The sequence below is a fragment of the Bordetella genomosp. 13 genome (assembly GCF_002119665.1).
Taxonomy (GTDB): Bacteria; Pseudomonadota; Gammaproteobacteria; order Burkholderiales; family Burkholderiaceae_B; genus Bordetella.
Genome location: NZ_CP021111.1, coordinates 312,519 through 336,404, shown reverse-complemented (window position 1 = coordinate 336,404; position 23,886 = coordinate 312,519). Strand labels below are relative to the sequence as shown.

Sequence of the window (23,886 nt, the reverse complement as noted above, 5' to 3'; positions counted from 1 at the left end):
CGTGTCTCCTCGTCATGACGGCTTTTGCCGGCAGTGTAGGAACACGGTTGCCCATCGTATATTCATATGTTCAGGTACCTGATATATGGAAAACGCATGAGCAAGGACGTCAGCCTGCGCCAGCTGCGCTACTTCGCGGCGGCCGCCCGCACGGGCCGCCTGTCCATGGCCGCGGCCGACGAGCACGTATCGCAGTCGGCCGTCACCAACGCCATACTCTCGCTGGAGGCGCAGCTGGGCGTGCGCCTGTTCGACCGCCACGCGCACGGCGTCACGCTGACGCCCGAGGGTCACAACTTCCATCAGCGCGTGCGCGAGGTGCTGGACACGTTGAACGACGCGCTGCGCGAACCCGGCTTCCAGCGCTATGCGCTGCGCGGATCGGTGCGCCTCGCCGCCTCGTACACGATGCTGGGCTATTTCCTGCCCGAGCTGCTGGCGCGCTTCCGGCGCCGCTATCCCGACATCGTGCTCGACCTGATCGACATGGACCGCCCCGATATCGAGGCCGCCGTGGCCAGCGGCGACGTGGAGCTGGGCGTGGCGCTGATCTCGAACATGGAGAAGCGCGCGCGCTTCGGCCATCACGTGCTGGTGAAGTCGCGGCGACAGTTGTGGGCGGCGTCCGGCCATCCCCTGCTGTCGCTGCCCGCCCCCACGCTGGCGGACATCGGGGCGTATCCCTACATCCTGCTCGAGATGGACGAGGGCGAGCGATCGACCCTTGGGTATTGGCAGGCGCACGGCCTGAAGCCGGACATCGCCTTCCGCACCCGTTCGATGGAAGCGCTGCGCGGGCTGGTGGCGCACGGTTTCGGCATCACCGTACTGTCCGACATGGTCTACCGGCCGTGGTCGCTGGAAGGCAAGAAGATCGAGGCGGCTCCGCTGGCCGACGCCGTTCCGCCCATGGAAGCGGGACTGATCTGGCATGCACGCGCCGCGCTGGCCAAGCCCGCCAACGCCTTCCGGCAATTCATGATCCACGCGTGCGGCGGCTGAGGCGCCGTGCATCGCGCCGCCGACGCGCCATGGCGCCGGATCAGCCCAGCTTGCCCAGCAGCTCGATCAGCTGGCGCCGCTGCGCCGCGGTCAGGCCCGCGCTGATGCGCGCGTCGTGCTCGCGCACGGCTTTGGTGATGGCGGCCAGCGCCCGCCTGCCGGCGGCCGTCACCGTCAGCGCATAGGCGCGCCGATCGGCCTCGGTGTCGCGGCGCTCGGCCATGCCCAACGCCTGGAGCTGGTCCACGATCTGCACCGCGCCAGATCGCGCGATGCCCAGCGCTCGGGCCAGATCGGTCAGTTTCATGCCGTCGTTCTCGGCGATCAAAGTCAGCGCGGAGAACCGCTGCGGCGTGATGTTCCACGGCTCGAGCGCGGCCATGAAGTCCTCGTAGATCAGGATCTGCGCGCGGCGGATCGCATATCCCACGAGATCGTCCAGCGCGCCATAACGCAGGCCCGGGACATGAGGTTCGAAGTGCTCGCCGCGGGCAGCGGGACGGCGTGGGCGCAAGGCGGGAGTCCTGGACATAGGGAATCTTGGAGTGGGGTGTCTACCCTAACGCGCACACGCCTGTTCGCGCCAGCGATTTCGGGAAAACCCCGGCGATGCGCACCGGCTATTTAGTTATGATGCATAACAAATTAGCAAAACCACCCATCGAAGGGAACCGGAGCAGACATCATGCACATCGCCATCGCCGGCGCAGGCATCGGCGGGCTCACGCTCGCGCTGATGCTGCATCAGCGCGGCATCGACTGCCGCATCTACGAAAGCGTCCAGGAGCTGCGCCCTCTGGGCGTGGGGATCAACCTGCTGCCGCATGCGGTCGACGAACTGGAGCAACTGGACCTGGCCCATGCCCTGCGCGGCATGGCCATCGAGACCGCCGCGCTGCACTACTACAACAAGCATGGCCAGCCGATCTGGCAGGAACCGCGGGGCCTGGCGGCCGGCTATCCCGTGCCGCAGTATTCGGTGCATCGCGGTGAGTTTCAGATGCTGCTGGCCGAGGCCGTCAGGCAGCGGCTGGGGCCGCAGGCCATCGTCACCGGCGTGGCGCTGGAGGGCGCCCGCAACGATGGGGACCAGGCCGTAGCCGGTCTGCGCCGACGCAATGAGCCCGGCCTGCTGGAAGTGCGCGCGGACGCGCTGGTGGGCGCGGACGGGATCCATTCCGCCCTGCGCCGGCAGTTCTACCCCAGCGGCGACGAGCCCCGCTTCTCGGGCCGCATGCTGTGGCGGGCCGTCACCGAGGCCCCGCCGTATCTCGATGGCCGCACCATGTTCATGGCCGGCCACCAGGACCAGAAGTTCGTCTGCTACCCCATCTCCGAGCCCTTGCGCCGCGAGGGCCGGTCGCGCATCAACTGGATCGCGGAACTGGCCGTGCCCGACGGCAAGCTGCCCGCGACGGACTGGAACAGGCTGGTCGACGGGTCGGTCTTCGCGGCGCGCTTCGCCGACTGGCGCTGGGACTGGATCGACATACCGGCCATCATCGACGGCGCCCATGCCATCTACGAATTCCCGCTGGTCGATCGCGACCCGCTGCCGCGCTGGACTCGCGGTCGCCTGACGCTGCTGGGCGACGCGGCGCACCCCATGTATCCCATCGGCTCCAACGGGTCGGCCCAGGCTATCCTGGACGCACGCTGCCTGGCCGACTGCCTGGCGCAGTCGCAGGCCGGCGCATTGCGCTCCATCGAGACTGCGCTGCTGGAGTACGAGGCGCTGCGGCTGCCGCCCACTGCGGGCATCGTGCTGCGCAACCGGCTCAACGGCCCCGAGCAGGTCATGCAGATGGCCGAAGAGCGCGCGCCGCAGGGATTCGCGCACGTCCACGACGTCATCCCGCAAGAGGAGCTGCAGGCGGTCTCGCTGCGCTACAAGCGCCTGGCGGGCTTCGACCCCGCCGCGCTGCGCGCCCGCCGCGGAGAGCGCGCATGAGCCCCACGGACCGCTGCACGTACTCCGGCCCGACGCCGGCACTGGAGCACCTGGCCACGGTCGTGGTGCAGGTCGACCCGCCGCAGGAAGTGGGCGTCACCCCGCAGGGCAGGCGCAGGGTCATTCCCATCGTCGGCGGCACGGTGCGCGGCGCCCTGCTCAACGGCCGCGTGCTGCCTGGCGGCGCGGACTTCCAGTTGATCCGCAGCCCCACCTTCACCGACATCCACGCGCGCTATGTCATCGAGACCGACGAAGGCCATCGCGTGTATGTGGAGAACACCGGCATCCGGACAGGATCGGCGGAGGACATCGCCCGACTGGCACGCGGAGAACCGGTCGATCCGGCGCGCATCTACTTCCGCAGCTACCCGCGCTTCGAGACCGCCGCGCCCGAGCTGGCCTGGCTGAACGAGCATCTGTTCGTGGGAACCGGCGCGCGCTACCCCGACCGCGTCGAACTGAATTTTTTCCGCCTGGGCTGAAGCGGACGCCAGGCAGCGCCAGCGGCGCCGCATTCACTCCGCACACAAGACACGACCAAGGACCGAGGAGACAACCATGTCCGTCACGTTGCGCCGCCTGCTGGGCGGCCTGATACCCGCCGTATCGCTCTGCCTGCCGCTGCTGGGCTCTCCCGCCGCCGCGGAGCCTTATCCGCAAGGCCCGGTGCGACTGAACGTGGGCTTTCCGCCCGGCACCGGCCCCGACATCGTCGCCCGCACGCTGGCCCAGCACCTGGGCGCGCGGCTGGGCGAGAGCATCGTGGTCGAGAACAAGGTCGGCGCCGGCGGCCAGATCGCGGCCCAGTCGGTGGCGCGCGCGACGCCCGACGGACAGACGCTGCTGCTGGGGGAGGTTGGCTCCATCAGCATTGCGCCCGCCACGTACAACAATCTGAACTACGAGCCCGCGCGCGACTTCGCGCCGATCTCGGAAGTGGTGCGCGCCGACTTCGTGCTGGTCGTGCCGACCGCCGCGCCTCACGCGGACCTGGCGGCCTTCGTATCCGCCGGCAAGGCAGCGCGGGATCGCGTCAACTTCGCCACCTTCGGCGCGGGCACGCCGGGTCACTTCGGCGCGGAACTGTTCGCCCGGGAAGCGGGGCTGCAGATCGAGCCGGTGCACTATCGGTCCACGGGCGACGCCATCAGCGCACTGGCCTCGAACAGCGTCCAGGCCGCGTTCGTGACGACCGCGCTGGCGGCGCCGCAAGTGCAGGGCGGCAAGCTGCGCGCGCTGGCCACCACAGGCGCGCGGCGCTCGCCGGCCTTGCCCGACGTGCCCACGTTCGCCGAGCGCGGCATGCCCGCCATCGACTTCGGCGCATGGTTCGCATTGTTCGCGCCCGCCGGCACGCCCGATGCCGTACTGGACAGGCTGCAGGCCGACAGCGCCGCCGCGCTGCGCGAGCCCGCCGCGGCGCGTACGCTGGGCGATGCCGGATTCGTGGTGGTCGGCGGCGACCGCGCCGCCATGCGCCAACTGATGGAGCAGGAATCGAAGCGCTGGACGGACGTCGTCCGGGCAACTGGCTTCAAGGCGAATTGATCGTCGAAGGGCAGGTGCGAGCGCGCCTGCCCTTCAAAGCCCGCAGGCCGCTACCCACTGGCGGAACTGCGCCAGTTCGCGCGAGTGCCGCTTGTACGGATCCTGCGGCACCACGAAGTAATAGCTCTCGTCGCCCAGGTCCACACTGAGGCCGAACGGCGTGACCAGGCGGCCCTCGTCCAGCTCGCGCTGCACCATGGCCTTCTGGGATATCGCCACGCCATAGCCTTCCAGCGCGGCCTCGTACGCGAGCACGGACGATTCGTAATGCATGCCGCGGCCGTCGACCAGGTGAGGCACGCCGGCCGCGCGCAGCCAGATCTGCCAGTAGTCCGGCCGCGCCATGGTGTGCAGCAGGATCTGATCGGCAAGGTCGGCCGGCGTGCGCAGATGCCGCAGCTTCTCGGGCGTGCACACCGGTATCAGCTCGTTCGGCATGATCTTGTAGCTGAGCAGGCCCTTCCAGCGTCCGTTGCCCATGACGATGCCCGCGTCCACGTCTTCGCGTTCGAAGTCGGGCGGAATCAGCGACGTGTTGAGCTTCACGTCGATGTCGGGATAGTGCTGGTGGAAACTGGACAGACGGGGCATCAGCCAGCGCATGGCCACGCTGTGCGGCGCCTTGATGTGGAAGACCTTGCGGCGCGAGCGCTCCGCCAGGCCCGTCGTGGCACGCAGGATGCCGGCGAACGAACGCGCGATGTCGGCGTGGTATTCGCGGCCGGCCTCGGTAAGCACGATGCGCCGGTGCTGCCGCAGGAACAGCCGCATGCCCACGTGCTCTTCGAGCAGGCGTATCTGGCGGCTGACCGCGGCAGGCGTGACGCACAGTTCGGCCGCCGCCTCGGTGATGCTGCCCAGCCGGCCAGTGACGTCGAACGCCCGCAGCGCGTTCAAGGGAGGGAGGCCGTCCATCGGCTGGGCCCTGCGTTCACTTTACAAAAACTTAAGTGTGCCACAGATAAAGTTGGTTGAAAGGCGCCCCCGGTCATCGCACCATCCCTGGCAAAGCACCGCGACGTGATACGCGGGCTGGCAAACCTGGCAAGGGGAAAAGGCATGATCAGCAAGTTGTGGAAGGCCATCGCTTCGGTATGTTCGGTGGCGTGCGTCGGCATGGCGGCACAAGGGGCGGCGCAGGCTCAGCCCGCGTTTCCGCAGAAACCGGTAAGCATCGTGGTGCCCACCACGCCCGGCGGGACGGCCGACATCGTGGCCCGCCTGGTGGGACCCAAGCTGGCCCAGATCTGGGGGCAGCCCGTGGTCATCGAGAACAAGCCCGGCGCCGGCACCTTCATCGGATCGGACTACGTGGCCCGCGCCCAGCCCGACGGCCACACCCTGTTGCTTACCTTCAGCGAGCTGGCCACGCTGCCGTCGCTGAACAAGAACGTGAAGCTCGACGTGGTCTCGGGATTCACGCGCATCGGCCGCATCGGCAGCCTGCCGGTGGTGGTGCTGTCGCATCCCTCGGTGAAGGCCCAGAACATGCAGGAGCTGCTGGCCCTGCTGCGCGCCAATCCGGGCAAGTACACCTACTCGTCCAACGGCTCCGGCTCGGCGCTGCAGCTGTACACCGAGATCTTCCGCCGCGAGGCTGAGGTCGACATCATGCACGTGCCCTATCGCGGCGCGCTGGAGGCATCGCTGGCGGCGCTGTCCGGCGAAGTCAACCTGCTGGTGCAGTTCGCCAACGGCAACGTCATCAACTACATCACCAGCGGCAAGCTGCGCGCCTATGCGGTGGCCTCGCCGCAGCGCCTGGAGAAGCTGCCCGACGTGCCGTCGGCGCCGGAAGTCGGCCTGCCGGGCTTCCGCCTGGATGCGTGGTATGGCCTGTTCGGGCCGGCCGGCATGTCGAACGACCTGGTCCAGAAGCTCAACGACGACCTCAAGAAGGCCATGGCCTTCCCGGACGTGCAGGAGCGCCTGGGCGGCATGAACATGCTGCTGCAGCCCGGCACCCCTGAAGAGTTCGACACGTTCTTCAAGGCCGAATACACCCGCTGGGCCGAAGTCATCAAAGACGCCGGCATCGAAAGCAACCACTGAACGCAACACCGAAACACTCCGGAGCGAGACGTTGAGCTACGACCCCGCAACCCATGCTGGCCTGACTTTCTTCGATGCGCGCCAGCGCTTTCTCGACGGCGCCGACACGCCGCGCGACTACCTCGAACGCTGTCTCGAGACCATCGCCGAACGCGAGCCCGTGCTGCGCGGCTGGGTGACCCTGAACGAGGCGGGCGCGCGGCAGGCGGCCGACGAATCGTCGCGCCGCTATCGCGAAGGCCGGTCCTTGTCGCACGTCGACGGCATGCCCGTCGGCATCAAGGACCTGATCGAAACCAAGGACATGCCCACGCAGATGGGCTGCGAGGCGTACCGCGGCAACTTCCCGAAGAACGACAGCGCCGTCGTGCGCGCGCTGCGCGACGCGGGCGCGCTGATCCTGGGCAAGACGGTGACCACGGCCCTGGGCTTCCTGGATCCCGGCCCGACCACTAACGCGTTCGATCCTCGTCGCACGCCCGGCGGATCGTCCAGCGGCTCAGCCGCGGTGGTGGGCGCCGGCATGGTGCCGATGGCGGTGGGCTCGCAGCTGGTGGGTTCGGTGCTGCGTCCCGCGAGCTACAACGCCAACTGGGCGCTCAAGCCCACCTTCGGCGCGCTGAACCGCGGCGAGCGCCTCGGCTACAGCCAGTCGCATATCGGCATCCACGCGAACTCGGCGCAGGACATGTGGCATGCGGCCGCCGAGATCGCGCTGCGCGTGGGCGGCGATCCCGGCCATCCCGGCCTGTACGGACCGCTGGAACTACCCGACGCCAAGGCGCCGCGCCGACTGGCCGCCCTGCATACCGAAGGCTGGGCCCGCGCCGACGACGCCGCGAAAGAGGCGTTCGAACAGCTCGTGACGAAGCTGAGAAAAGCCGGCGTCGAAGTGGTTCAACGCTCGGACAACGCCCTGGTGGAACTGCTGGAGCAGGCCATCGCCGAGGCCTCCGCGCTGTCGCTGCGCCTGATTTCGTGGGAACAGCACTGGTCGCTCGAGAACCTGGTGGAGCAGCACCCGGGCACGCTGGGTCCGAGCCTGGTCCGGCAACTGGAGTCCGGCCGGCAGATGACCCTGCAGGCCTACCGCGACTGCCTGCTGCAGCGCGAGCATGCGCGGCAGCGTCTGGCCGCCCTGGCGCCGCACTTCGACGCGTGCCTCACGCTGAGCGCCTGCGGCGCCGCGCCCATCGCGGCCGAGGCGCTGAAGACCAGGTTCCCGACGGGGGACGTCGCCTTCGCCTGCGCATCATCGCTGCTGGGCGCGCCGGCCGTCACGGCGCCGGTGTTGCAGGCCGAGGGCCTGCCGCTGGGCGCGCAGGTGCTGGGTTTCGCACACCAGGACGCTGAGGTGACGGCGATCGCGCGCTGGCTGGGCGGCTTCGCGCGCGGCGGCGCGGCGGACTGAGGCTCGCCAAGAGCGCTTCGGCCAGTCATTCCAGGCCGAAGCCCCGCGCGGCAGGCCCAAGGCCCAGTTCCTGAGAGCAATACCCCTGCGGCGCCCGATGTCCTAGAATAGACGTTCACTAGGAGCTTTTGCCATGGGCGCAGTCCTTTCTCCCATCGTCTCGGAGTTCGAGACTGAAGAACATGCGGTCAGCTATGACCGCTGGTTCCGCGCGAAGGTACAAACCAGCCTGGCCGACCCACGCCCGAGCATTCCACATGACGAAGTGATGGCCCGCATGGATGCCATCATCAACGCCGCAGAAGAGAATCGTCAGCAGGGCCAAAAAGGCTAAAGAACGGCCCTATACGCAGTCGTGACGGCATTCTCGCTAATGCCATGTATCGCAAACACGACTAAGCAATCGCATGCTGAAAATCTCCTGGCGTCCGACGGCCACCGATGACTTGGCGGAAATCGTCGCCTTTATTGCCGAGCACAGCGTGCAGGCTGCACGTACCATCAGGCAGCGCATCGAAAGCGCCGTGCTGCCGCTGGCTGAACACCCGTACCTGTATCGCTCTGGCCGCGTGCCGGGCACGCGAGAGCTCGTCGCGCATCCCAACTACGTTGTGGTCTACCGCGTCACCGACACAGCAGTCGAGGTAGTCAACGTCTTGCACTCGCGCCAGGAATACCCCTGAACGTTGGCTAGCTAGACAGTTCGGTCTGTCGGTCAAGCCCCGCGGGGCACGTTCAACGTTTCGGTCAAGCGGCGCCCTTAGCGGCTTCAGTGGGCGGTGCGGGTCGATTCCCTTTCCACGATCTCGAAGCCTACGTCGATCACGGGCTGGCTGACCGCCTGGCCCGCGAATCGCGCCATCAGCAGGCCTGCCGCCAGTTCGCCGATGCGCGCGCCGTCGATGTGCACTGTCGTCAGCGACGGTGCCAGGTGCGCGGAAAAATCAGCGCCGCCGAAGCCGCATACCGCCAGGTCCTCGGGCACGCGCCGTCCCTGTACGCGCGCCTCGGTCAGGACGCCCTCGGCCAGGCCATCCGAGCTGCAGCAAATGGCCTGCACGTCCGGCACGCTGGCCAGCAGTTCGGCACAGGCGCGCCGACCCGATGCGACGTTGCTGGGAGCGGGCACGGTCGCCGTCGGCACCTGCCCCATCACGGACCGGAAGCCTTCGGCGCGCAGCATCGCGCGCCGGTCGTCGCCGGTGGCCAGGGCGACCCGGGTCCATCCCTTCTGCAGAAAGTATTCGGCCACCGCCCGGCCCACCTGGTGATGCGAGAAACCCACCACCATGTCCAGCGGATCGTCGACGGATTCCCAAGTCTCGACCACCGGGATATCCGACTGGCGCAGGCGCCGCGCGGCGGGGGAATCGCCCAGCATCCCCGCCACGACCACGCCGTCCACGCGGCGGCCGATCATCGCGTCCAGCAGCGCGGCCTCGCGCCCCCGGTCGTAGCCCGCCTGGCCCAGGATCAGCTGGTACCCTTCGCGGTCCAGGGCCGCCGTCAACGCTTGGATGGTGGGCAGGAACTGTGGCACCGAGATGATCGGCACCAACGCGGCGACGGTGCGGCTGCGGCGCGTCTTCAGCCCGCCGGCCAGCAGATTGGGCACATAGCCCACCGCGGCGGCGACTTCCTGCACGCGTTCGGCGGTCGCCTGCGACACACGGCCCGGATTGCTCAACGCCCGGGACGCGGTGATCAAGGACACGCCGGCTGCGCGGGCGACGTCGTGCAGGGTGATGGATTTGCTTTTCATGGGCGATGCGTAGAGCCAGGGTTTTCCCCAGCTTTGAACCGAAGGATGGACAACGTTATCCTAACTCTACCGAGTCGATTGCGGCAGTGGTAAGCCCCGGATTCTCCGGTCAGGCTCATCACCAGGCAAGCCAAGCGCTTGCGCCGTGCCAGACCGGTCTTTTATTTGCCCTCGACGGATAACGTTGTCCATCCCATGGACCGGACCGCGGAGACAACCTGGACTTCCCGCCATGAACACTGAATCCCCCGCCGATCGCATCGCCTGGATGCGGATCTCGTCCTGCTACCTGCCCCTGGCCACCCCCATCAGCGACGCCAAGGTGTTCACCGGCCGCCAGAAGCCGATGACCGAGGTCGCCATGCTGTTCGTCGAACTCCAGACCGAGAACGGCGACGAGGGCTTCGGCCTCAGCTACTCGAAGCGCGCGGGCGGCCCCGGCCAGTTCGCGCACGCCAAGGAGATCGCGCCCGTGCTGATCGGCGAAGACCCCAGCGACATCGGCCGCCTGTGGACGAAACTGTGCTGGGCGGGCGCCTCGGTGGGCCGCAGCGGCATGTCCACCCAGACCATCGCCGCTTTCGACGTGGCGCTGTACGACCTGAAGGCGCGCCGCGCCAACCTGCCGCTGGCCAAGCTGCTGGGCGCCTATCGAGATTCCGTGGCCTGCTACAACACGTCCGGCGGCTTCCTGCACACCCCGCTGGAGCAACTGCTGGTCAACGCCAGCGCCTCGCGCGAGCGCGGCATCGGCGGCATCAAGCTGAAGGTCGGCCATCCCGATCACCAGCACGACCTGAAGCGCGTCGAGGCCGTGCGCAAGCACCTGGGCGACGACGCGCCGCTGATGGTCGACGCGAACCAGCAATGGAACCGTCCCGCCGCGCAGCGCATGTGCCGCATCTTCGAACAGTTCAACCTGGTCTGGATCGAAGAGCCGCTGGACGCCTATGACCACGAGGGCCACGCCGCCCTGGCCACGACCTTCGACACGCCCATCGCCACCGGAGAGATGCTGACCAGCGCGGCCGAGCACTTCGATCTGATCCGCCATCGCGGCGCGGACTTCATCCAGCCCGACGCGCCGCGCGTGGGGGGCATCACGCCCTTCCTGAAGATTCTCGGCCAGGCGGAGCAGGCCGGCTGCATGCTGGCCCCGCACTTCGCCATGGAACTACACGTGCACCTGGCCGCCATCTATCCCACCGAACCGTGGGTGGAACATTTCGACTGGCTCGAGCCGCTGTTCAACGAGCGCCTCGAGATCCGCGACGGCCGCATGCTGGTGCCCAAGCGCCCCGGCCTGGGCCTGTCGCTGAGCGAACAGGCTCGCCACTGGACCCGCGAGCAGGCCGAGGTCGGCAAGCGGGCATGAGCATGAGCTCGCCAGAGCCGTCTCGAAGGCGAATGCCGGCGTGCGCAGCACGAAGGCTTCTTGATAAGCCCGCCGAGCCGCTTCTGCCTTGCGTCGCCCTCCACGAGGGGGCGGCGCTTGCCTGACCCGGGCGGCGCGCGGCGCCGCCCTCCCTTGCAACCGGCGCGCAGACGCCGCCATCGAAAACACCGGAGACACAGATGAAACGACTGCTAAGCACGTTGACGCTCGGCCTGGCCACCACCATGGCGCTTCCCGCCCTGGCGCAAACAGCCGGCAACTGGCCTTCCAAGCCCGTCACCTTCCTGGTGCCGTTCCCGCCGGGCGGCTCCACCGACCTCATCTCGCGCACCGTCGGCGCGAAGCTGCAGGAGAAGCTGGGCGGCACCTTCGTCACCGAGAATCGCCCGGGGGCCGGCGGCACCGTGGGCACGGCCCAGGCCAAGCGCGCCGCGCCGGACGGCAGCACCATCCTGGTATCGTCGCTGGGCCCGTTCGTGATCGGCCCGCACCTGGTGAAGGAAACCGGCTACGACCCGCTGAAGGACTTCGACTACATCACCGTCGCGGTGCAGGCGCCGAACGTGCTGGTGGTAAACGCCAACTCGAAGCTGAACTCGGTGCAGGACGTGCTGGCCGCGCTCAAAAGCGCCGATGGCCTGACCTTCGCGTCGGCCGGCAACGGCACCTCGGATCACCTGACGGCAGAACTGTTCTGGCAAGAGACCAATACCAAGGGCACGCACGTGCCCTACAAGGGCGGCGCCCCGGCCATCATCGACCTGTTGGGCGGCCAGGTGGATGCCAGCTTCAGCAACATCAACACCTGCCTCACCCACGTGCAGTCCGGCAAGCTGCGCGCGCTCGCGGTCACCAGCGCCAAGCGCTCGCCGCTGCTGCCCGACGTGCCCACCATGGAAGAACTCGGCTTCAAGGGCGTGACCGTGACCTCGTGGCAGGCGTTCGCCGCACCCAAGGGCCTGCCTACCGACATCCGCGACAAGCTGCGCAACGGCATCGTCGAAAGCCTGAACGATCCGGCGGTGAAGCCCAAGCTGCTGGAACTGGGCTTCGAAGTGGTGGGCAACACGCCCGCCGAGTTCACCAAGTTCCAGGCGGACGAGTTCGCGCGCTGGAAGAAGGTGATCGAGGTGGGCAGGATCACGGCGAACTGAACCGCGACTGCGGCCCGACGGCGGCGGCCTGCAGCAGGTCGTCGACGTGGACCATCAGTTCGCGTACGCGGCACAGCGTCGGATACTGATGCAGCACCGCGCGCCATTGCGGCGATGCCAGCAGCTGGTGCCACACGGGTTCGAGCTGCGGCGGATCCGCATCCCGCTGTGCGACACGGGCGCTGGCATACGCCACGCTGGCCTGCGCGGACAGCAGCTGCATGCGCGCGGCCGACCCCAGCAGACGCGGCATGGTGTCGGCCGACGCGTCGCAGCAATACAGCACCGTGTCCGCCACCCCGCCCTCGTCGGCCGGCAGCGCACGCAACGAGGCGCCGCGCAGGCGCACCGGTCCCTGGCGCGACGGGAAGGCGTAGATCTCGTCCTGCTCTGCCTGCGCAAGCAGGCGCAGCCCGCGCATCAGCCGAGGAAAATCGGTGCTTGCGGCCTCCACCGAGGCCTTGGCTTCCACCAGCAGGCAGACATCCCACACATCGGCGCCCGCCTGCGCCAGCAGCACACCGTCCCATTCGGTCTTGGCGCGCTCCGGATTGCCGGGCATCGACGACGGAACGCGCATCGACGTCACGACGCGATAAGGACCCGTTGCGCCGCTTGCCGCATTCAAGCGCCGCGCCAGCGCCTCCAACGCCCGGGTAGCCTGCGCTTCGACCGCATCGCCGCGCTGCTGCGATGCCGCGCCTTGCGCCACGGCGCCGGCGCTGCCCGGCGCGGGACCGTGGCGGCTCCACAGCGACTGGTACAGGCGCACCTGTTCGTCCGAGGCCAGTCGATCCAGGCGCTGCAGGCGGCCCAGTTCTGGCCCGTCGAGCAGCCGCTTCACGCCTCGCTGCAATGCCGGATCATTGTCGGCGCCAGGCAAGGCGAACAGTGCGCGCGCCGCGCTCTCCACCGCCAGCCAGGATGCCGAAGAAGCGGCGAGATGCAGAGACTCCAACGCCTGGGGCACCGGCCCCTGGCCGCTGCGCGCAGGCTTGGCCGGGTGAGCCACCGCATTGACCGCCGCATGGACCTGACGCCGGTCCTTGTCGGCGTGGGCCGCCAGCGAGGCGTACTCGCGCACCCGCGCCACCTGGTGCCGCAGCACCATCGCCTGGAAAACGGGATCGCCCGACCCTGGTTGCAACGCATCGTCGATGAGCCGCGCGAGGGCGTCGGTGAAGCCGTGCATCAGCGCCGCATCGGGCGTGTCGCCCCGCGCCAGCGCCCGGCGCGCCCGTTCTATCAGGATGGCGAGCGCGGCGGCCGGATTGCCGCTGCCCGCTCCGGCGGGCACGTCATCCAGCGACGGCGGCCGGTAGCGGCGGACGACGGCGCGCAGCGTATCGTCCAGCAGGGGATGCGATGAAGAAAGCGGGGACATTCCGCTACCTTACTCCGCCCCGACGCCGGCCCGTCGTTCGCGACGCGTCCTGGGCGGGATTGCTACCAACGCGGTACGTATGTAGGCAGTTCGGCCAGTAGAGGCTGAATGACCCCCGAGCTAGATTCCCTAGCTGGTTCGGGGCATCTCAGTCTGCCCCGCCCGCCTCACGTCCCAAGCATTTTCGCCGGGGAGCCTTGGACGACGCGCGTCACGCGCACACGCAGGGCGCCTGGGCCGGAGCAACGAACATGCCGGATCACCACCAGACGGACGAGTTCCTGCCGCTCAGCGTGAAGCTGCGCGATGGGCGCGGCGTGACCATACGGCCGATTCGGCCGGACGATAGGAACGAGTTCGCGGCCGCGTTCGAACGCCTCAGTGCGGAGGCGCGTTACTCGCGGCTGTTCACCGCGATGCGCGTCCTGCCGGAGAACATGCTCGATTCCGCGACGAACCCGAACCCCGACAGGGAGGTGGCGCTGGTCGCTGTGATCGCGCAGGAGGACCGGCAGATCATCGTGGCCGGCGCCCGGTATGTCTACGCCGCGGATCGCGGCGCCTGCGAATTCGCCGTGACGGTCGCGGAGGACTGGCACGCCCAAGGCCTGGGCCGGACCATGATGGAGCTGCTCATCCGCACCGCTCGCAAGCAACGTCTTCGACGCATGGAAGGCTTCGTACTGTCCACCAATTTCAGTATGCGCAGACTTGCCGAGCGGCTCGGCTTCGCTGACGCTCAGTGCCCCGGTGATAGCACACTGCGCCTGGTGACGCTCGAACTGTAAGGGCTCCAAGCCGATGCATCGCTTCAGGCAGGTCCGGGAGATTCAAGCATGGACGCGACAACCCAACCGAAACAGCTGTCGAGCACGGCCTCGAAGGTGGCAACGCTCCTGCGAAAGCGCATGGAGTTGGCCAACGAGAAACTGAAGCAGCGAGTGAACCCGGCCAGCGACGCGGAAGGCGCCCTGCCGGCGCTCAGCGCGCCTTTCACGATGGATCCGCGACACTGGTCCAGCTATGCCCTCGATGCCATGCAACGGTCCATACTGTTCTGGGACACGCTGCGACAGCGCGGCAACAACTTCGTGGACAACGCCGCGCAAGGCCTCAAGCCGGTGCTGCACTTCGATTCCGAGATCGTGGCCGATGGCCGCACGTTCGATCGCCCCGTCAATTACGCCCTGCTGCGCATCAAACCGCCGCCCGGCGTGACGGTCAATCCCAAGCAGCGGCCATACGTCATCATCGACCCGCGCGCCGGACATGGTCCCGGCATCGGCGGGTTCAAGGACGATTCGCAGGTGGGTGTCGCGCTGCGCGCGGGGCATCCCGTCTACTTCGTCATCTTCTTTCGCGATCCCGAGCCCGGGCAGACGGTGCTGGACGTCTGCCGCGCAGAACAGCGCTTCGTCAAACACGTACGCGCCCTGCACCCCGACGCCCCCAAGCCTGCCATCGTGGGCAATTGCCAGGGCGGCTGGGCCGCGATGATGCTGGTGGCCTCCGACCCGGACGAAACCGGGCCCATCGTCATCAATGGCGCGCCCATGTCGTATTGGGGAGGCGCGTGGAGCGAAGGAGAGGGCGACAACCCCATGCGCTACGCGGGCGGCATGCTGGGCGGAACCTGGCTTGCCACGCTGATGGCGGACCTGGGCAACGGCAAGTTCGACGGCGCCCACCTGGTGCAGAACTTCGAGAACCTGAATCCCGCCAACAGCCTGTGGGACAAGTACTACCACGTGTACGACAACGCCGACACCGAGCCTCCGCGTTTCCTGGAATTCGAGCGCTGGTGGGGCGGGTATTACCTGATGAACCGCGAAGAGATCGAGTGGATCACCCGCAATCTTTTCGTGGGCAACAAGCTGTGGAGCGGCGAAGTCGACGCCGCGGAAGGCAGAGGCTTCGATCTGCGCGACATCAAGTCGCCGATCGTGCTGATGGCATCCATGGGCGACAACATCACGCCGCCGCAACAGGCCTTCAACTGGATCCTGGATGTGTACGGCAGCACGGAAGAGATCAAGGCGCATGGTCAGGTCATCGTCGGCCTGCTTCACGAGAGCATCGGGCACCTGGGCATCTTCGTCTCGGGCAAGGTTGCCCGCAAGGAGCATGCGCAGATCGTGTCAGTGCTCAAGAGTATCGAAGGGCTCGCGCCCGGGCTGTACAGCATGTCCATCACCGAGACGACAGACGAACGCGGCGAACCGCAATACGAAGTGGACTTCGCGGAGCGTCGTCTCGAGGACATCGCACAGCGGCTCAACCGATTCGAGCGCGTGGACGAAAAGGCCTTCGAAGCCGTGGCCGGCGTGTCGGAGTTCGTACAGAAGGGCTATGAGCTGTATGCGCAACCTTTGGTACGCCTCATGTCCAACGACCATACGGCGAAGCAGCTGCGCGCCCTGCATCCGCTCAGGATGCAGAACTGGGCCATCTCGGATCTCAATCCATGGCTATGGTGGCTGGCGCATGCCGCCAGGATGGTGAAAGACAACAGGCGGCCGGTGACGGAGGACAACCCCCTGCGGCTCGCAGAGAAGAAGAACGCCGAACTGATCAGCGCATCGCTCGATTACTACCGGGCGACGCGCGACGCCATGACCGAAGCGGGCTTCTTCTCGATATACACCAATCCCCTGCTGAACTACTTCGTCGCCAAGGCGGCGCCGGCCCGCGATGGCGAAACCGAGGCCGAGGAAGAGCCGCGCCAGCTGGCGATCGTCCGCGATGCGCTGACCTTGACCGATAAAGGCGGCTACGTCGAGGCGCTGGCGCGCGTGGCGTACCTGCTCATGAACAAGGGAGTGCCATTGCCGCTGTCGCGCCTGGAACTGCGCCAGGAGCTCGCCGAGGAGTATGAGAAGTACCTGCCCGACATCGAGCCTCACGAGTGGCGCCGTGTTCGGGGCGAGCAGGAGATCATCACCCAGTACGAGCCCGAACGCGCCGTCGAGAGCCTGCCCAGGCTGCTTGCCGATGCGTCCGACCGCAAACGGCTGGTCACCCTGCTGGGGCGGCTGATGTCCGACGAGCGAGTACTTACCGCCTTTCCGACCGCGGGACAGATGGCGATGCTGGAACGCATACGCCATGTGCTGGCGCCCGCCCCATCGGCGAAGAAAGCGGCGAACGGCAGTGGCCGGGCGCGTCCCACCCGGCCGCAAAGACGGCCGCAGAAGCAGTCCCCGGCAGCGAACAGAACCGGCAGCCGTCGGTCCACGAAGGAGGCGAGATGAATCCCGACCATGCGAAGTATCAGCGCCTGATCGACTACTGCCAGACCATCCCCGCCACGCCCACGGCCGTCGTGTATCCGTGCGACCAGTCGTCGCTGGAAGGTGCGACGGAGGCCGCGCGGCTAGACTTGATCGCGGCCACGCTCGTCGGACCGCGCGACCAGATCCAGGCCGTGGCGGACCGGCACGGCATAGATGTGTCGGGCATGGATATCGTCGACGCGCCGGACGCCAAGGCCGCCGCCGAAGCCGCGGTGGCTCTGGTGCGGGAAGGCAAGGCCGAGGCGTTGATGAAGGGCAGCCTGCACACGGATGACCTGCTGGGCGCGGTGGTCAGGCGCGATACCGGACTGCGCACGTCGCGGCGCATCAGCCACTGTTTCGTGATGGACGTCCCCGGCCACGAGGACGCGCTGATCATCACCGACGCCGCGGTGAACATCGCACCCACGCTGGAAGAAAAGGCCGACATCCTGCAGAACGCCATCGATTTCGCGCACGCGTTGCGCGTGCCCGAGGTCCGCGTGGCGATCCTGTCGGCGATGGAGGTGGTCAATCCGAAGGTGCCCTCCACGGTCGAGGCGGCCGCGCTGTGCAAGATGGTAGACCGGCGCCAGATCACGGGCGCCCTCGTCGATGGCCCGCTGGCGCTGGACAACGCCATCGATATGGAAGCGGCGCGGACCAAGAAGATCGAATCGCCCGTGGCGGGACGCGCCAACGTGCTGCTGGTGCCCGACCTGGAGGCGGGCAACATGCTGGCCAAGAGCCTGTCGTTCCTCGCTGGGGCCGATGCCGCCGGGATCGTGCTGGGCGCGCGGGTGCCGATCATCCTGACCAGCCGGGCCGATTCGGTGCTGACGCGCCTCGCCTCCTGTGCCGTCGCGGTGCTGGTCGCCGCAGCCCGCCGCGAGGGCGACCGCATCCTGAGGTGACATCATGGCTGACGTGATTCTTGTGCTCAATGCCGGTTCATCCAGCATCAAGTTCTGCGTGTTCGACGCAGGCAGCGAGGCGCTTCCGATGCTGTTGCGCGGCCAGATCGAGGGTCTCTATACCGCCCCAAGCTTCAGGCTGAAGGACGTCGCCGGCGCCGACATCGAGGCGAAGCAATGGGAGAAGGGCGCCGAACTGGGGCACGCGGGCGGAGTGGCCTATCTTGTCGATTATCTGCGCAGCCAACGCGAGGGCCACAGGCTGGTGGCTGTCGGGCATCGCGTGGTGCACGGGGGTATCGCGTATGCCAGCCCCGTTCTCGTCACGCCCGAGGTGATGCGCGCGCTGGCGAAGCTGACGCCGCTCGCGCCGCTGCACCAGCCGCACAACCTGAAGCCCATCGAAGTGGTCGCGCAGTTGCGGCCCGACCTGCCGCAGGTGGCCTGCTTCGACACGGCTTTCCATCGACGCCAGCCCGAAGTGGCACAGGCCTTCGCGCTGCCCCGCTCGATCACGGGCCAGGGAGTGAGGCGCTACGGATTCCATGGACTGTCGTACGAGTACATCGCCAGCACGCTGGCGGAACTCGACCCGAAGGCCGCCTCGGGCCGCACCATCGTCGCCCACCTGGGCAACGGCAGCAGCATGTGCGCGCTGGTCGAGCGCCGCAGCGTGGCCAGCACCATGGGTTTCACCGCCGTCGACGGCCTGCCGATGGGCACGCGCAGCGGCAACCTGGACCCCGGCGTCCTGCTGTACATGATGGACGAACTGGGCATGGACGCGCGCGCCATCGAGAACCTCATCTACAAGCAGTCCGGGCTGCTCGGCGTGTCGGGCATATCGAGCGACATGCGCACCCTGCTCGACAGCGGAGAGGCGGATGCGCGCTTCGCGGTGGACCTGTACACGTATCGCATCGGGCGTGAACTGGGATCGCTGGTGGCCGCGGCACAGGGCATCGATGCGCTGGTCTTTACGGCCGGCATCGGCGAGCATGCGCCCACGATACGCGAACGGGTGTGCCGCGACGCGGCATGGCTCGGCATCGAGCTCGATGCGGCCGCCAACCGGAAGAACAGGCTGCGCATCCACGCGCCGGGCAGCAGGGTGTCGGCGTGGGTGATTCCCACCAACGAAGAACTGATGGTGGCGCGCCACACCTGGAAAACGTGCAGCCAGGCGTCGCCGAACACTGCCGTGCCGGACGCACCAGGAACGACATCATGACCAACCTAGCCCCACGCCCCATACTGGCCAACGCCCGCGCGTTGATCTGCGGCATCGCCAATGAACATTCGATTGCCTACGGCTGCGCGAAGGCGTTCCGCGAATGCGGCGCCGAACTGGCCATCACCTATGCCGGCGAAAAGACCCGAAGCTACGTGGAACCGCTTGCGCGCCAGCTGGCGGCGCCGATCTTCATGCCGCTCGACGTCTCCAACCCCGCTGATTTCGATGCCGTCTTCGCGCGGATCGAACAGGAGTGGGGCCGGCTGGACGTGCTGGTGCATTCCCTCGCGTGGGCGCCCAAGGACGACCTGCAGGGAGGCCTGCTGAACTGCTCGGCGGAGGGCTTCGGGCAGGCCATGGACATTTCATGCCATTCGTTCATACGCCTGGCGCGCAGGGCCGCGCCGTTGATGAAAGACGGCGGCGCCATGTTCACCATGAGCTATTACGGGGCGAACAAGGTGGTGCCCAACTACAACGTGATGGGTCCGGTGAAAGCCGCGCTCGAGGCGTCCGCGCGCTACCTGGCGTTCGAACTTGGCCCCAAGGGGATACGCGTACACCCTGTATCGCCCGGGCCGCTGCAGACCCGGGCCGCTTCCGGCTTGAAGGATTTCGATCTGCTGCTCAACGAGGCGGCGCAGCGGGCGCCCCTCGGAGAGCTTGTCGACATCATGGACGTCGGATTCACCTGCGCCTTCCTGGCGACGCCTTACGCCAGGCGCCTGTCGGGGGAAACCATCTATGTCGACGGCGGCGTGCACATCATGGCCTGATCTCGTGCACCGCCGGGGCGAAACGGCTCCCCTAGGTGCGGCGCGGCATCAGTGTGCGAACCACGGTGCCGTCGGGCAGCTGGTAGGTGCCATACCCCAGCCAACTGACGTCCTGTCCGTCCGGCAGGCAGCAGTAGAAAAACGCGCTTACGCCCTTGTCTCCCGGCAAGGCCCGATTGCGCCGTTCTATGCGGTACGTCGTCCCATCGTCTGCTGCTGCAATTACCGCGATAGGACGCTTCACTTGAGCTGCTGACATCATCTCACCTGTTCGGCTTAGTCGGATGAGGTTGTGATTCTGACGCTGTGGGTAGGGCTTCGTAAATTCGACTTATGGCTTCATCCAGAGTACAACCTTTGGATGATGCGAACAGGTCCGCATCTGGTGTCCGCCCGAACTGCCGGCGCGATCAGCTCGTTATCGCAAAAGCAAAAGCCTCTACGGAAATGGCCAAGTCAATCGAACGCCGCATACGGCACACCGTCATGGGCGCGGTCGCGACCACACTGTTCGTTGCCATCTTCAGCGTGCTGATCGCCAACGAGCGGCTGGAGCAGTCGATCGTCACCCTGGACATGCAGACCGAGCGTGATTTCATGCTCGAGCTTGCGCACCAGGACAAGCCCTTCCAGTGGACCACCGCGACATTGCAGGCCCTGTACATACCCAGGGCGCTGGTGGGTACCGTCGAGGTGCCGCAGATCTTCCGGCCGGAAGCGTTCCCCTTCGCCGGCGAGATCCACTCCGGCGACGCGACCTTCATGGTCGCCAGTTCCGAGACGGCCAACGGCCGCCTCTACCTGGCCAAAGACATCAGCAACTTCGAACAGCAGGAGGCGGTGTTCGCCCGCTTCCTTGCGATACTCAGCATCGCCATGGTCATTCTGGCCAGCCTGCTGGCGCGCTTCACGGGGCGCCGGCTGGCGGCGCCCTTGACCCGCATGGCCGAGCAGATCGCCATCACCGAGCCGGCGCCGGCCATGCCGAGAATATCCGTCCAGTACTCCGACCTGGAACTGCAGGAGATCTCGGGTTCGTTCAACCGTTTCCTCGACGAGATCGAGTCATACGTGCAGCGCGAGAAGTCGCTGCTGGGCATGGCCAGTCACGAACTGCGTACTCCCATCGCCATCATCGCCGGCGCCCTGGACGGCATCGAGACCCGCGAGCAATCTTCGCCAACGGACCAGAGGGCCTTGCGCCGCATCCGCCGCGCGGTCGACGAAATGGGCGCCAACGTCGACGTGATCCTCAAGCTGACCAGGCGCGAAGCCCATGCGCTTGCGCCGGTTGCGCTCGCCGGCACCATCGAAGACGTGCTCGACGACGCCACCACAGCGCGCGGCGAACGGGAGCGGGTAAGGTTCCACAGACTGGCTGAACCGGTCGTCATGGCCGATGCGGCGCTGGTGAAGATGCTGGTGCGCAACCTGCTGCACAACGCGCTGCAGCATACGCCCGGGACCGTGGAGGTGCGTCTGGACGCGCAGTGGCTCGAAATCGCGGACCAGGGCGCGGGCCTTCCGGAACCCTATCGACGCCAGCTTGCTGGCGACACGGCGCATGCCGCCTCGCAGTCGCGTTCAGGGCTGGGCCTGTTCATCGTGACCCTGGTGTGCGAGCGGCTGGGCTGGAAGCTCAAGGTGGGCGGTACGGAAGGCGCCGGCATGGCCGTGCGCGTGGCGTTCACGGCCGAGGCCGGGCAATAGCGGCCGGCGTCGAAACGCGCGAACAGCGCTGCGGACCTACTCCTCGCCCGGAGGCGCCAGCACGTAGCCTCGACCGTGCAGAGTCTTGACCAGCGGCGTTCCGTACGTCTCGAGAAACTGCTTGCGCAGCATGTATACGTGCGTGCGCAGCGTGTTGGCGTCCACGTCCCGGTCGGGCCACAGCAGTCCGTGCAGGGTCTCGTATGGCACGAAGCGCGGATGCGCCCGGATGATGGCCTCGAAAATGCGGGCTGCGGTGCCCGACAGCTCTATGCGGCCCTGGCCCAGCAGTTGCACCTTCAACGTGCCCGGGTCGTAGATCACCGGTCCGGCCTGCAGCACCTGGGCCGCGGTGCCGGGACGCCGCTTCAGGGCCTGGATGCGCACCACGAGTTCGCGCAGGTCGAAGGGCTTGACCAGATAATCGTCTCCGCCCAGCGTGAAGCCCTTGACCTTGTCTTCGATCTCGTCCTTCGCGGTCATGAAAATGATGGGCGTATGGACACGAAGATCCTGACGGATGCGCTGGCAGATGTCGAAGCCGGATACGCCGGGCACCATGACGTCCAGTACGATCACGTCATAGGTCTGGGTCGCCAGCAGATGAAGCGCTGTCAGTCCATCCGACGCGAAATCGAGCACGTAAGCCTCTTCGCCGAGAAACTCGAACAGGTTCTCCGCCAAGGCGACGTTGTCTTCTACGATCAGTACCCTGGTCTTGTCCTTCATCGGCATCCGCCTGCGGAAATCGAAGTCCTGGCTCGCGACCGCACCGGTCCCATCGACCCCGCGCTATTCGACAGTATGGGCATCAACGATATGACAGCGACGGTAATTGGTATCTTTCCGGGATGGTCGCCCGCGCAAGCACATAGCGCCGGCTCTGTGCGCCATCGATGATCTGCAGCTTCATGACTGCCCGCAGATGGTCCATGTCGGTGGGCGAAGCCGCGATGTAGACCGGCCCCTTCACGCTGGCCAGCCTTTCGGCGACCTGGCTGCGCGGTATCCGCTCGGCGTGCCCGTGGGAATAGTAGCGCGCCGAGAACGGGAGGGTCCCGACGTACCAGAGCCGCGCGCCCGCGGGGGCATTCGTGTCGACGTACTGGATGACCTCTCGTTCGCTCCTGGCCAATTGCGGCTCGATGGCCAATACGAGGGTGGCCGTCAGCATCGCGATGGGCGTTGCGCATGCCGCCGCCACGATGCCGCGCCGCGGCCACGCGCGTTTGCGCTGCGGCAACACCGCTCCCACGCGCCGCATGGCGATCGCCAGCGGCCGCGCCGCCAGAATGGCGAACGCCGGCAGCGCAGGCAGCACGTAGGTCCACAGTATGTTGCTGGATGCGGTGAAGAATGCGGGCGTAAAAAGCGCCCATGCCAGCAGATAGCCCGTCATCGGGCGGGCGACCAGCATGCGCAGCCGCCGTCGGCCGGATTCGCGGCGCAGCCCTGCCGCCAGCGCGGCCAGCGCGATCGGTCCCCAGGGCATGGCGGCCTGCAGCCAGCCCACCCATATGCCGCCGAAGGCGCTGCGATGCGCCGTGCCGTACATGTCGCCGCCCCAGCCGGGATCCAGGAACCGCCGCACATGTTCGCCCACGATGAAGTAATCCAGGAAGCCCGGCGTCTTCAGTTCGGCCACGATATACCAGGGTGCGGCCAGCGCCACCGCCAGGACGGCCCCAGAGAGAGCGCGCGCGAGCGGCACGCCGGCCCACTGGCGGCTGCCATAGCAGAGCCGATGCACGGCCAGCGGCCCCGCGACCAGCACGACGGCCAACGGACCTTTCGCCAGCAGTCCGATCGCCAACCCCGCCACCGCCAATATGCGCCAATGCCGTTGCGGCAGGACCAGGCCGGCCATCACCAGCGTCGTTCCCAAGGCGAGGAACGGGTCCGTAAGCACGGCTCCTGCCGTCATGTACGGAAGCGCGCAGGTCGTATACAGAAGCACGGCGCAGGCCGCGGCGCGCCGGCCTGCCCATGCCCTGGCCACCGCATGGATGGGGTACAGCGTCGCCAGCACGGCAAGCCAGGCGGGCAGGCGGCCCGCCATTTCGGAAAGGCCGAACAGCTTCATGGAAGCGGCCTGCAGCCAGAACGACAGCGGCGGCTTGCCCCAGAACGGAATGCCGGGTTCGAACCAGGGCGTGATCCAGTCCCCCGTCTGTACCATCAGGCGAGCGATCTCCGCGTAACGCGGCTCGGACGTATCCATGTAGGGCAGCCAGGCCATGCCCACCAGGCGCAGAGCCGCCAAACCCAGGGCAAGCGTCAGAATGCCGCGGGCCCGCGGCCCGAGAATGCGCAGCAT

22 protein-coding genes are annotated in these 23,886 nt (G+C 67.3%); 16 read left to right on the top strand and 6 right to left on the bottom strand.

Going from position 1 to position 23,886, the window contains the following annotated elements; genetic code table 11:
* The first annotated feature begins 96 nt into the window (after positions 1-96).
* Complete coding sequence (locus CAL15_RS01545) at positions 97-1,002, top strand: LysR family transcriptional regulator (RefSeq protein WP_086077019.1); 906 nt, start codon at positions 97-99, stop codon at positions 1,000-1,002.
* 40 nt (positions 1,003-1,042) lie between these two features.
* On the opposite strand, the gene CAL15_RS01540 is transcribed toward CAL15_RS01545, so the two are convergent.
* The gene (locus tag CAL15_RS01540) at positions 1,043-1,534 is read right to left on the bottom strand and encodes a MarR family winged helix-turn-helix transcriptional regulator (protein WP_086077018.1); all 492 of its coding nucleotides are present in this window, start codon (positions 1,532-1,534) and stop codon (positions 1,043-1,045) included.
* A gap of 153 nt (positions 1,535-1,687) precedes the next feature.
* Between CAL15_RS01540 and CAL15_RS01535 the strand changes: the two genes are divergently transcribed.
* The 3 genes from CAL15_RS01535 (at position 1,688) to CAL15_RS01525 (ending at position 4,504) form a co-directional block, all read left to right on the top strand.
* Positions 1,688-2,953: a flavin-dependent oxidoreductase gene (locus CAL15_RS01535; protein WP_086077017.1), complete on the top strand. Its 1,266-nt coding sequence runs from the start codon at positions 1,688-1,690 to the stop codon at positions 2,951-2,953.
* The gene (locus CAL15_RS01530; protein WP_086077016.1) at positions 2,950-3,438 is read left to right on the top strand and encodes a DUF3237 domain-containing protein; all 489 of its coding nucleotides are present in this window, start codon (positions 2,950-2,952) and stop codon (positions 3,436-3,438) included. Before CAL15_RS01535 ends, CAL15_RS01530 begins: the two co-directional genes overlap by 4 nt.
* A 76-nt stretch (positions 3,439-3,514) precedes the next feature.
* A complete protein-coding gene (locus CAL15_RS01525; protein ID WP_086077015.1) occupies positions 3,515-4,504 on the top strand; it encodes a Bug family tripartite tricarboxylate transporter substrate binding protein in 990 nt (329 codons plus the stop codon).
* A 33-nt stretch (positions 4,505-4,537) separates the two neighbouring features.
* Here CAL15_RS01525 and gcvA read toward each other — a convergent pair whose 3' ends face one another.
* Positions 4,538-5,419 (bottom strand): transcriptional regulator GcvA, encoded by an 882-nt coding sequence (gene gcvA / locus CAL15_RS01520; RefSeq protein WP_086077014.1) that lies wholly within the window; start codon positions 5,417-5,419, stop codon positions 4,538-4,540.
* A gap of 144 nt (positions 5,420-5,563) precedes the next feature.
* On the opposite strand from gcvA, the gene CAL15_RS01515 reads away from it, so the two are divergent.
* The 4 genes from CAL15_RS01515 to CAL15_RS01500 all read left to right on the top strand — a co-directional run bounded on the left by CAL15_RS01515 (position 5,564) and on the right by CAL15_RS01500 (position 8,650).
* Positions 5,564-6,556, top strand: coding sequence for a tripartite tricarboxylate transporter substrate binding protein (locus tag CAL15_RS01515; RefSeq protein WP_232468098.1), 993 nt, complete (start codon positions 5,564-5,566; stop codon positions 6,554-6,556).
* Positions 6,557-6,587: 31 nt separating this feature from the next.
* The gene (locus tag CAL15_RS01510) at positions 6,588-7,967 is read left to right on the top strand and encodes an amidase (protein ID WP_086077013.1); all 1,380 of its coding nucleotides are present in this window, start codon (positions 6,588-6,590) and stop codon (positions 7,965-7,967) included.
* A 133-nt stretch (positions 7,968-8,100) separates the two neighbouring features.
* Complete coding sequence (gene relB / locus CAL15_RS01505) at positions 8,101-8,301, top strand: type II toxin-antitoxin system RelB family antitoxin (RefSeq protein ID WP_086077012.1); 201 nt, start codon at positions 8,101-8,103, stop codon at positions 8,299-8,301.
* Between the two features lie 73 nt (positions 8,302-8,374).
* Positions 8,375-8,650 (top strand): type II toxin-antitoxin system RelE/ParE family toxin, encoded by a 276-nt coding sequence (locus CAL15_RS01500; protein WP_086077011.1) that lies wholly within the window; start codon positions 8,375-8,377, stop codon positions 8,648-8,650.
* 86 nt (positions 8,651-8,736) lie between these two features.
* Here the strand turns inward: CAL15_RS01500 and CAL15_RS01495 are convergent, their stop codons facing one another.
* The gene (locus CAL15_RS01495) at positions 8,737-9,729 is read right to left on the bottom strand and encodes a LacI family DNA-binding transcriptional regulator (protein WP_086077010.1); all 993 of its coding nucleotides are present in this window, start codon (positions 9,727-9,729) and stop codon (positions 8,737-8,739) included.
* A 232-nt stretch (positions 9,730-9,961) separates the two neighbouring features.
* On the opposite strand from CAL15_RS01495, the gene CAL15_RS01490 reads away from it, so the two are divergent.
* Together CAL15_RS01490 and CAL15_RS01485 are read left to right on the top strand one after the other, a co-directional pair.
* The gene (locus tag CAL15_RS01490) at positions 9,962-11,104 is read left to right on the top strand and encodes an L-talarate/galactarate dehydratase (RefSeq protein WP_086077009.1); all 1,143 of its coding nucleotides are present in this window, start codon (positions 9,962-9,964) and stop codon (positions 11,102-11,104) included.
* A 200-nt stretch (positions 11,105-11,304) separates the two neighbouring features.
* Complete coding sequence (locus CAL15_RS01485) at positions 11,305-12,279, top strand: Bug family tripartite tricarboxylate transporter substrate binding protein (protein WP_086077008.1); 975 nt, start codon at positions 11,305-11,307, stop codon at positions 12,277-12,279.
* Here CAL15_RS01485 and CAL15_RS01480 read toward each other — a convergent pair.
* Positions 12,266-13,663 (bottom strand): 3-deoxy-D-arabino-heptulosonate 7-phosphate synthase, encoded by a 1,398-nt coding sequence (locus CAL15_RS01480; protein WP_086077007.1) that lies wholly within the window; start codon positions 13,661-13,663, stop codon positions 12,266-12,268. The genes CAL15_RS01485 and CAL15_RS01480 overlap by 14 nt on opposite strands.
* Positions 13,664-13,914: 251 nt before the next feature.
* Here CAL15_RS01480 and CAL15_RS01475 point away from each other — a divergent pair, with 251 nt between their 5' ends.
* From CAL15_RS01475 to CAL15_RS01450, 6 genes are all read left to right on the top strand, one after another.
* A complete protein-coding gene (locus CAL15_RS01475) occupies positions 13,915-14,451 on the top strand; it encodes a GNAT family N-acetyltransferase (RefSeq protein WP_086077006.1) in 537 nt (178 codons plus the stop codon).
* A 48-nt stretch (positions 14,452-14,499) separates the two neighbouring features.
* Positions 14,500-16,914, top strand: a complete 2,415-nt coding sequence (locus tag CAL15_RS01470) for a DUF3141 domain-containing protein (RefSeq protein ID WP_420042526.1) — start codon at positions 14,500-14,502, stop codon at positions 16,912-16,914.
* Entirely contained in the window at positions 16,911-17,849 is a 939-nt protein-coding gene (locus CAL15_RS01465; protein WP_232468096.1) for a phosphate acetyltransferase, read from the top strand. The genes CAL15_RS01470 and CAL15_RS01465 overlap by 4 nt, the downstream gene beginning before the upstream one ends.
* Before the next feature lie 4 nt (positions 17,850-17,853).
* Positions 17,854-19,080, top strand: a complete 1,227-nt coding sequence (locus CAL15_RS01460; RefSeq protein ID WP_086077005.1) for an acetate/propionate family kinase — start codon at positions 17,854-17,856, stop codon at positions 19,078-19,080.
* On the top strand, positions 19,077-19,859 hold the full coding sequence (gene fabI / locus CAL15_RS01455) for an enoyl-ACP reductase FabI (RefSeq protein ID WP_086077004.1): 783 nt from the start codon (positions 19,077-19,079) through the stop codon (positions 19,857-19,859). The genes CAL15_RS01460 and fabI overlap by 4 nt, the downstream gene beginning before the upstream one ends.
* A gap of 447 nt (positions 19,860-20,306) precedes the next feature.
* Positions 20,307-21,569, top strand: a complete 1,263-nt coding sequence (locus tag CAL15_RS01450; RefSeq protein ID WP_198299123.1) for a sensor histidine kinase — start codon at positions 20,307-20,309, stop codon at positions 21,567-21,569.
* Positions 21,570-21,605: 36 nt separating this feature from the next.
* On the opposite strand, the gene CAL15_RS01445 is transcribed toward CAL15_RS01450, so the two are convergent.
* Both CAL15_RS01445 and CAL15_RS01440 read right to left on the bottom strand, forming a co-directional pair.
* Complete coding sequence (locus tag CAL15_RS01445) at positions 21,606-22,298, bottom strand: response regulator transcription factor (RefSeq protein ID WP_232468095.1); 693 nt, start codon at positions 22,296-22,298, stop codon at positions 21,606-21,608.
* 82 nt (positions 22,299-22,380) lie between these two features.
* Complete coding sequence (locus tag CAL15_RS01440; protein ID WP_086077001.1) at positions 22,381-23,886, bottom strand: ArnT family glycosyltransferase; 1,506 nt, start codon at positions 23,884-23,886, stop codon at positions 22,381-22,383.

Coding starts and splice junctions, on each gene's coding strand:
- CAL15_RS01490 (WP_086077009.1), top strand. CDS start 9,962: ATGAACACTGAATCCCCCGCCGATCGCATCGCCTGGATGCGGATCTCG.
- CAL15_RS01495 (WP_086077010.1), bottom strand. CDS start 9,729: ATGAAAAGCAAATCCATCACCCTGCACGACGTCGCCCGCGCAGCCGGC.
- CAL15_RS01475 (WP_086077006.1), top strand. CDS start 13,915: ATGCCGGATCACCACCAGACGGACGAGTTCCTGCCGCTCAGCGTGAAG.
- CAL15_RS01460 (WP_086077005.1), top strand. CDS start 17,854: ATGGCTGACGTGATTCTTGTGCTCAATGCCGGTTCATCCAGCATCAAG.
- CAL15_RS01540 (WP_086077018.1), bottom strand. CDS start 1,534: ATGTCCAGGACTCCCGCCTTGCGCCCACGCCGTCCCGCTGCCCGCGGC.
- CAL15_RS01530 (WP_086077016.1), top strand. CDS start 2,950: ATGAGCCCCACGGACCGCTGCACGTACTCCGGCCCGACGCCGGCACTG.
- fabI (WP_086077004.1), top strand. CDS start 19,077: ATGACCAACCTAGCCCCACGCCCCATACTGGCCAACGCCCGCGCGTTG.
- CAL15_RS01480 (WP_086077007.1), bottom strand. CDS start 13,663: ATGTCCCCGCTTTCTTCATCGCATCCCCTGCTGGACGATACGCTGCGC.
- CAL15_RS01465 (WP_232468096.1), top strand. CDS start 16,911: ATGAATCCCGACCATGCGAAGTATCAGCGCCTGATCGACTACTGCCAG.
- CAL15_RS01525 (WP_086077015.1), top strand. CDS start 3,515: ATGTCCGTCACGTTGCGCCGCCTGCTGGGCGGCCTGATACCCGCCGTA.
- CAL15_RS01535 (WP_086077017.1), top strand. CDS start 1,688: ATGCACATCGCCATCGCCGGCGCAGGCATCGGCGGGCTCACGCTCGCG.
- CAL15_RS01450 (WP_198299123.1), top strand. CDS start 20,307: ATGGCCAAGTCAATCGAACGCCGCATACGGCACACCGTCATGGGCGCG.
- gcvA (WP_086077014.1), bottom strand. CDS start 5,419: ATGGACGGCCTCCCTCCCTTGAACGCGCTGCGGGCGTTCGACGTCACT.
- CAL15_RS01515 (WP_232468098.1), top strand. CDS start 5,564: ATGATCAGCAAGTTGTGGAAGGCCATCGCTTCGGTATGTTCGGTGGCG.
- CAL15_RS01470 (WP_420042526.1), top strand. CDS start 14,500: ATGGACGCGACAACCCAACCGAAACAGCTGTCGAGCACGGCCTCGAAG.
- CAL15_RS01445 (WP_232468095.1), bottom strand. CDS start 22,298: ATGAAGGACAAGACCAGGGTACTGATCGTAGAAGACAACGTCGCCTTG.
- CAL15_RS01485 (WP_086077008.1), top strand. CDS start 11,305: ATGAAACGACTGCTAAGCACGTTGACGCTCGGCCTGGCCACCACCATG.
- CAL15_RS01440 (WP_086077001.1), bottom strand. CDS start 23,886: ATGCTGCGCATTCTCGGGCCGCGGGCCCGCGGCATTCTGACGCTTGCC.
- CAL15_RS01545 (WP_086077019.1), top strand. CDS start 97: ATGAGCAAGGACGTCAGCCTGCGCCAGCTGCGCTACTTCGCGGCGGCC.
- CAL15_RS01500 (WP_086077011.1), top strand. CDS start 8,375: ATGCTGAAAATCTCCTGGCGTCCGACGGCCACCGATGACTTGGCGGAA.
- relB (WP_086077012.1), top strand. CDS start 8,101: ATGGGCGCAGTCCTTTCTCCCATCGTCTCGGAGTTCGAGACTGAAGAA.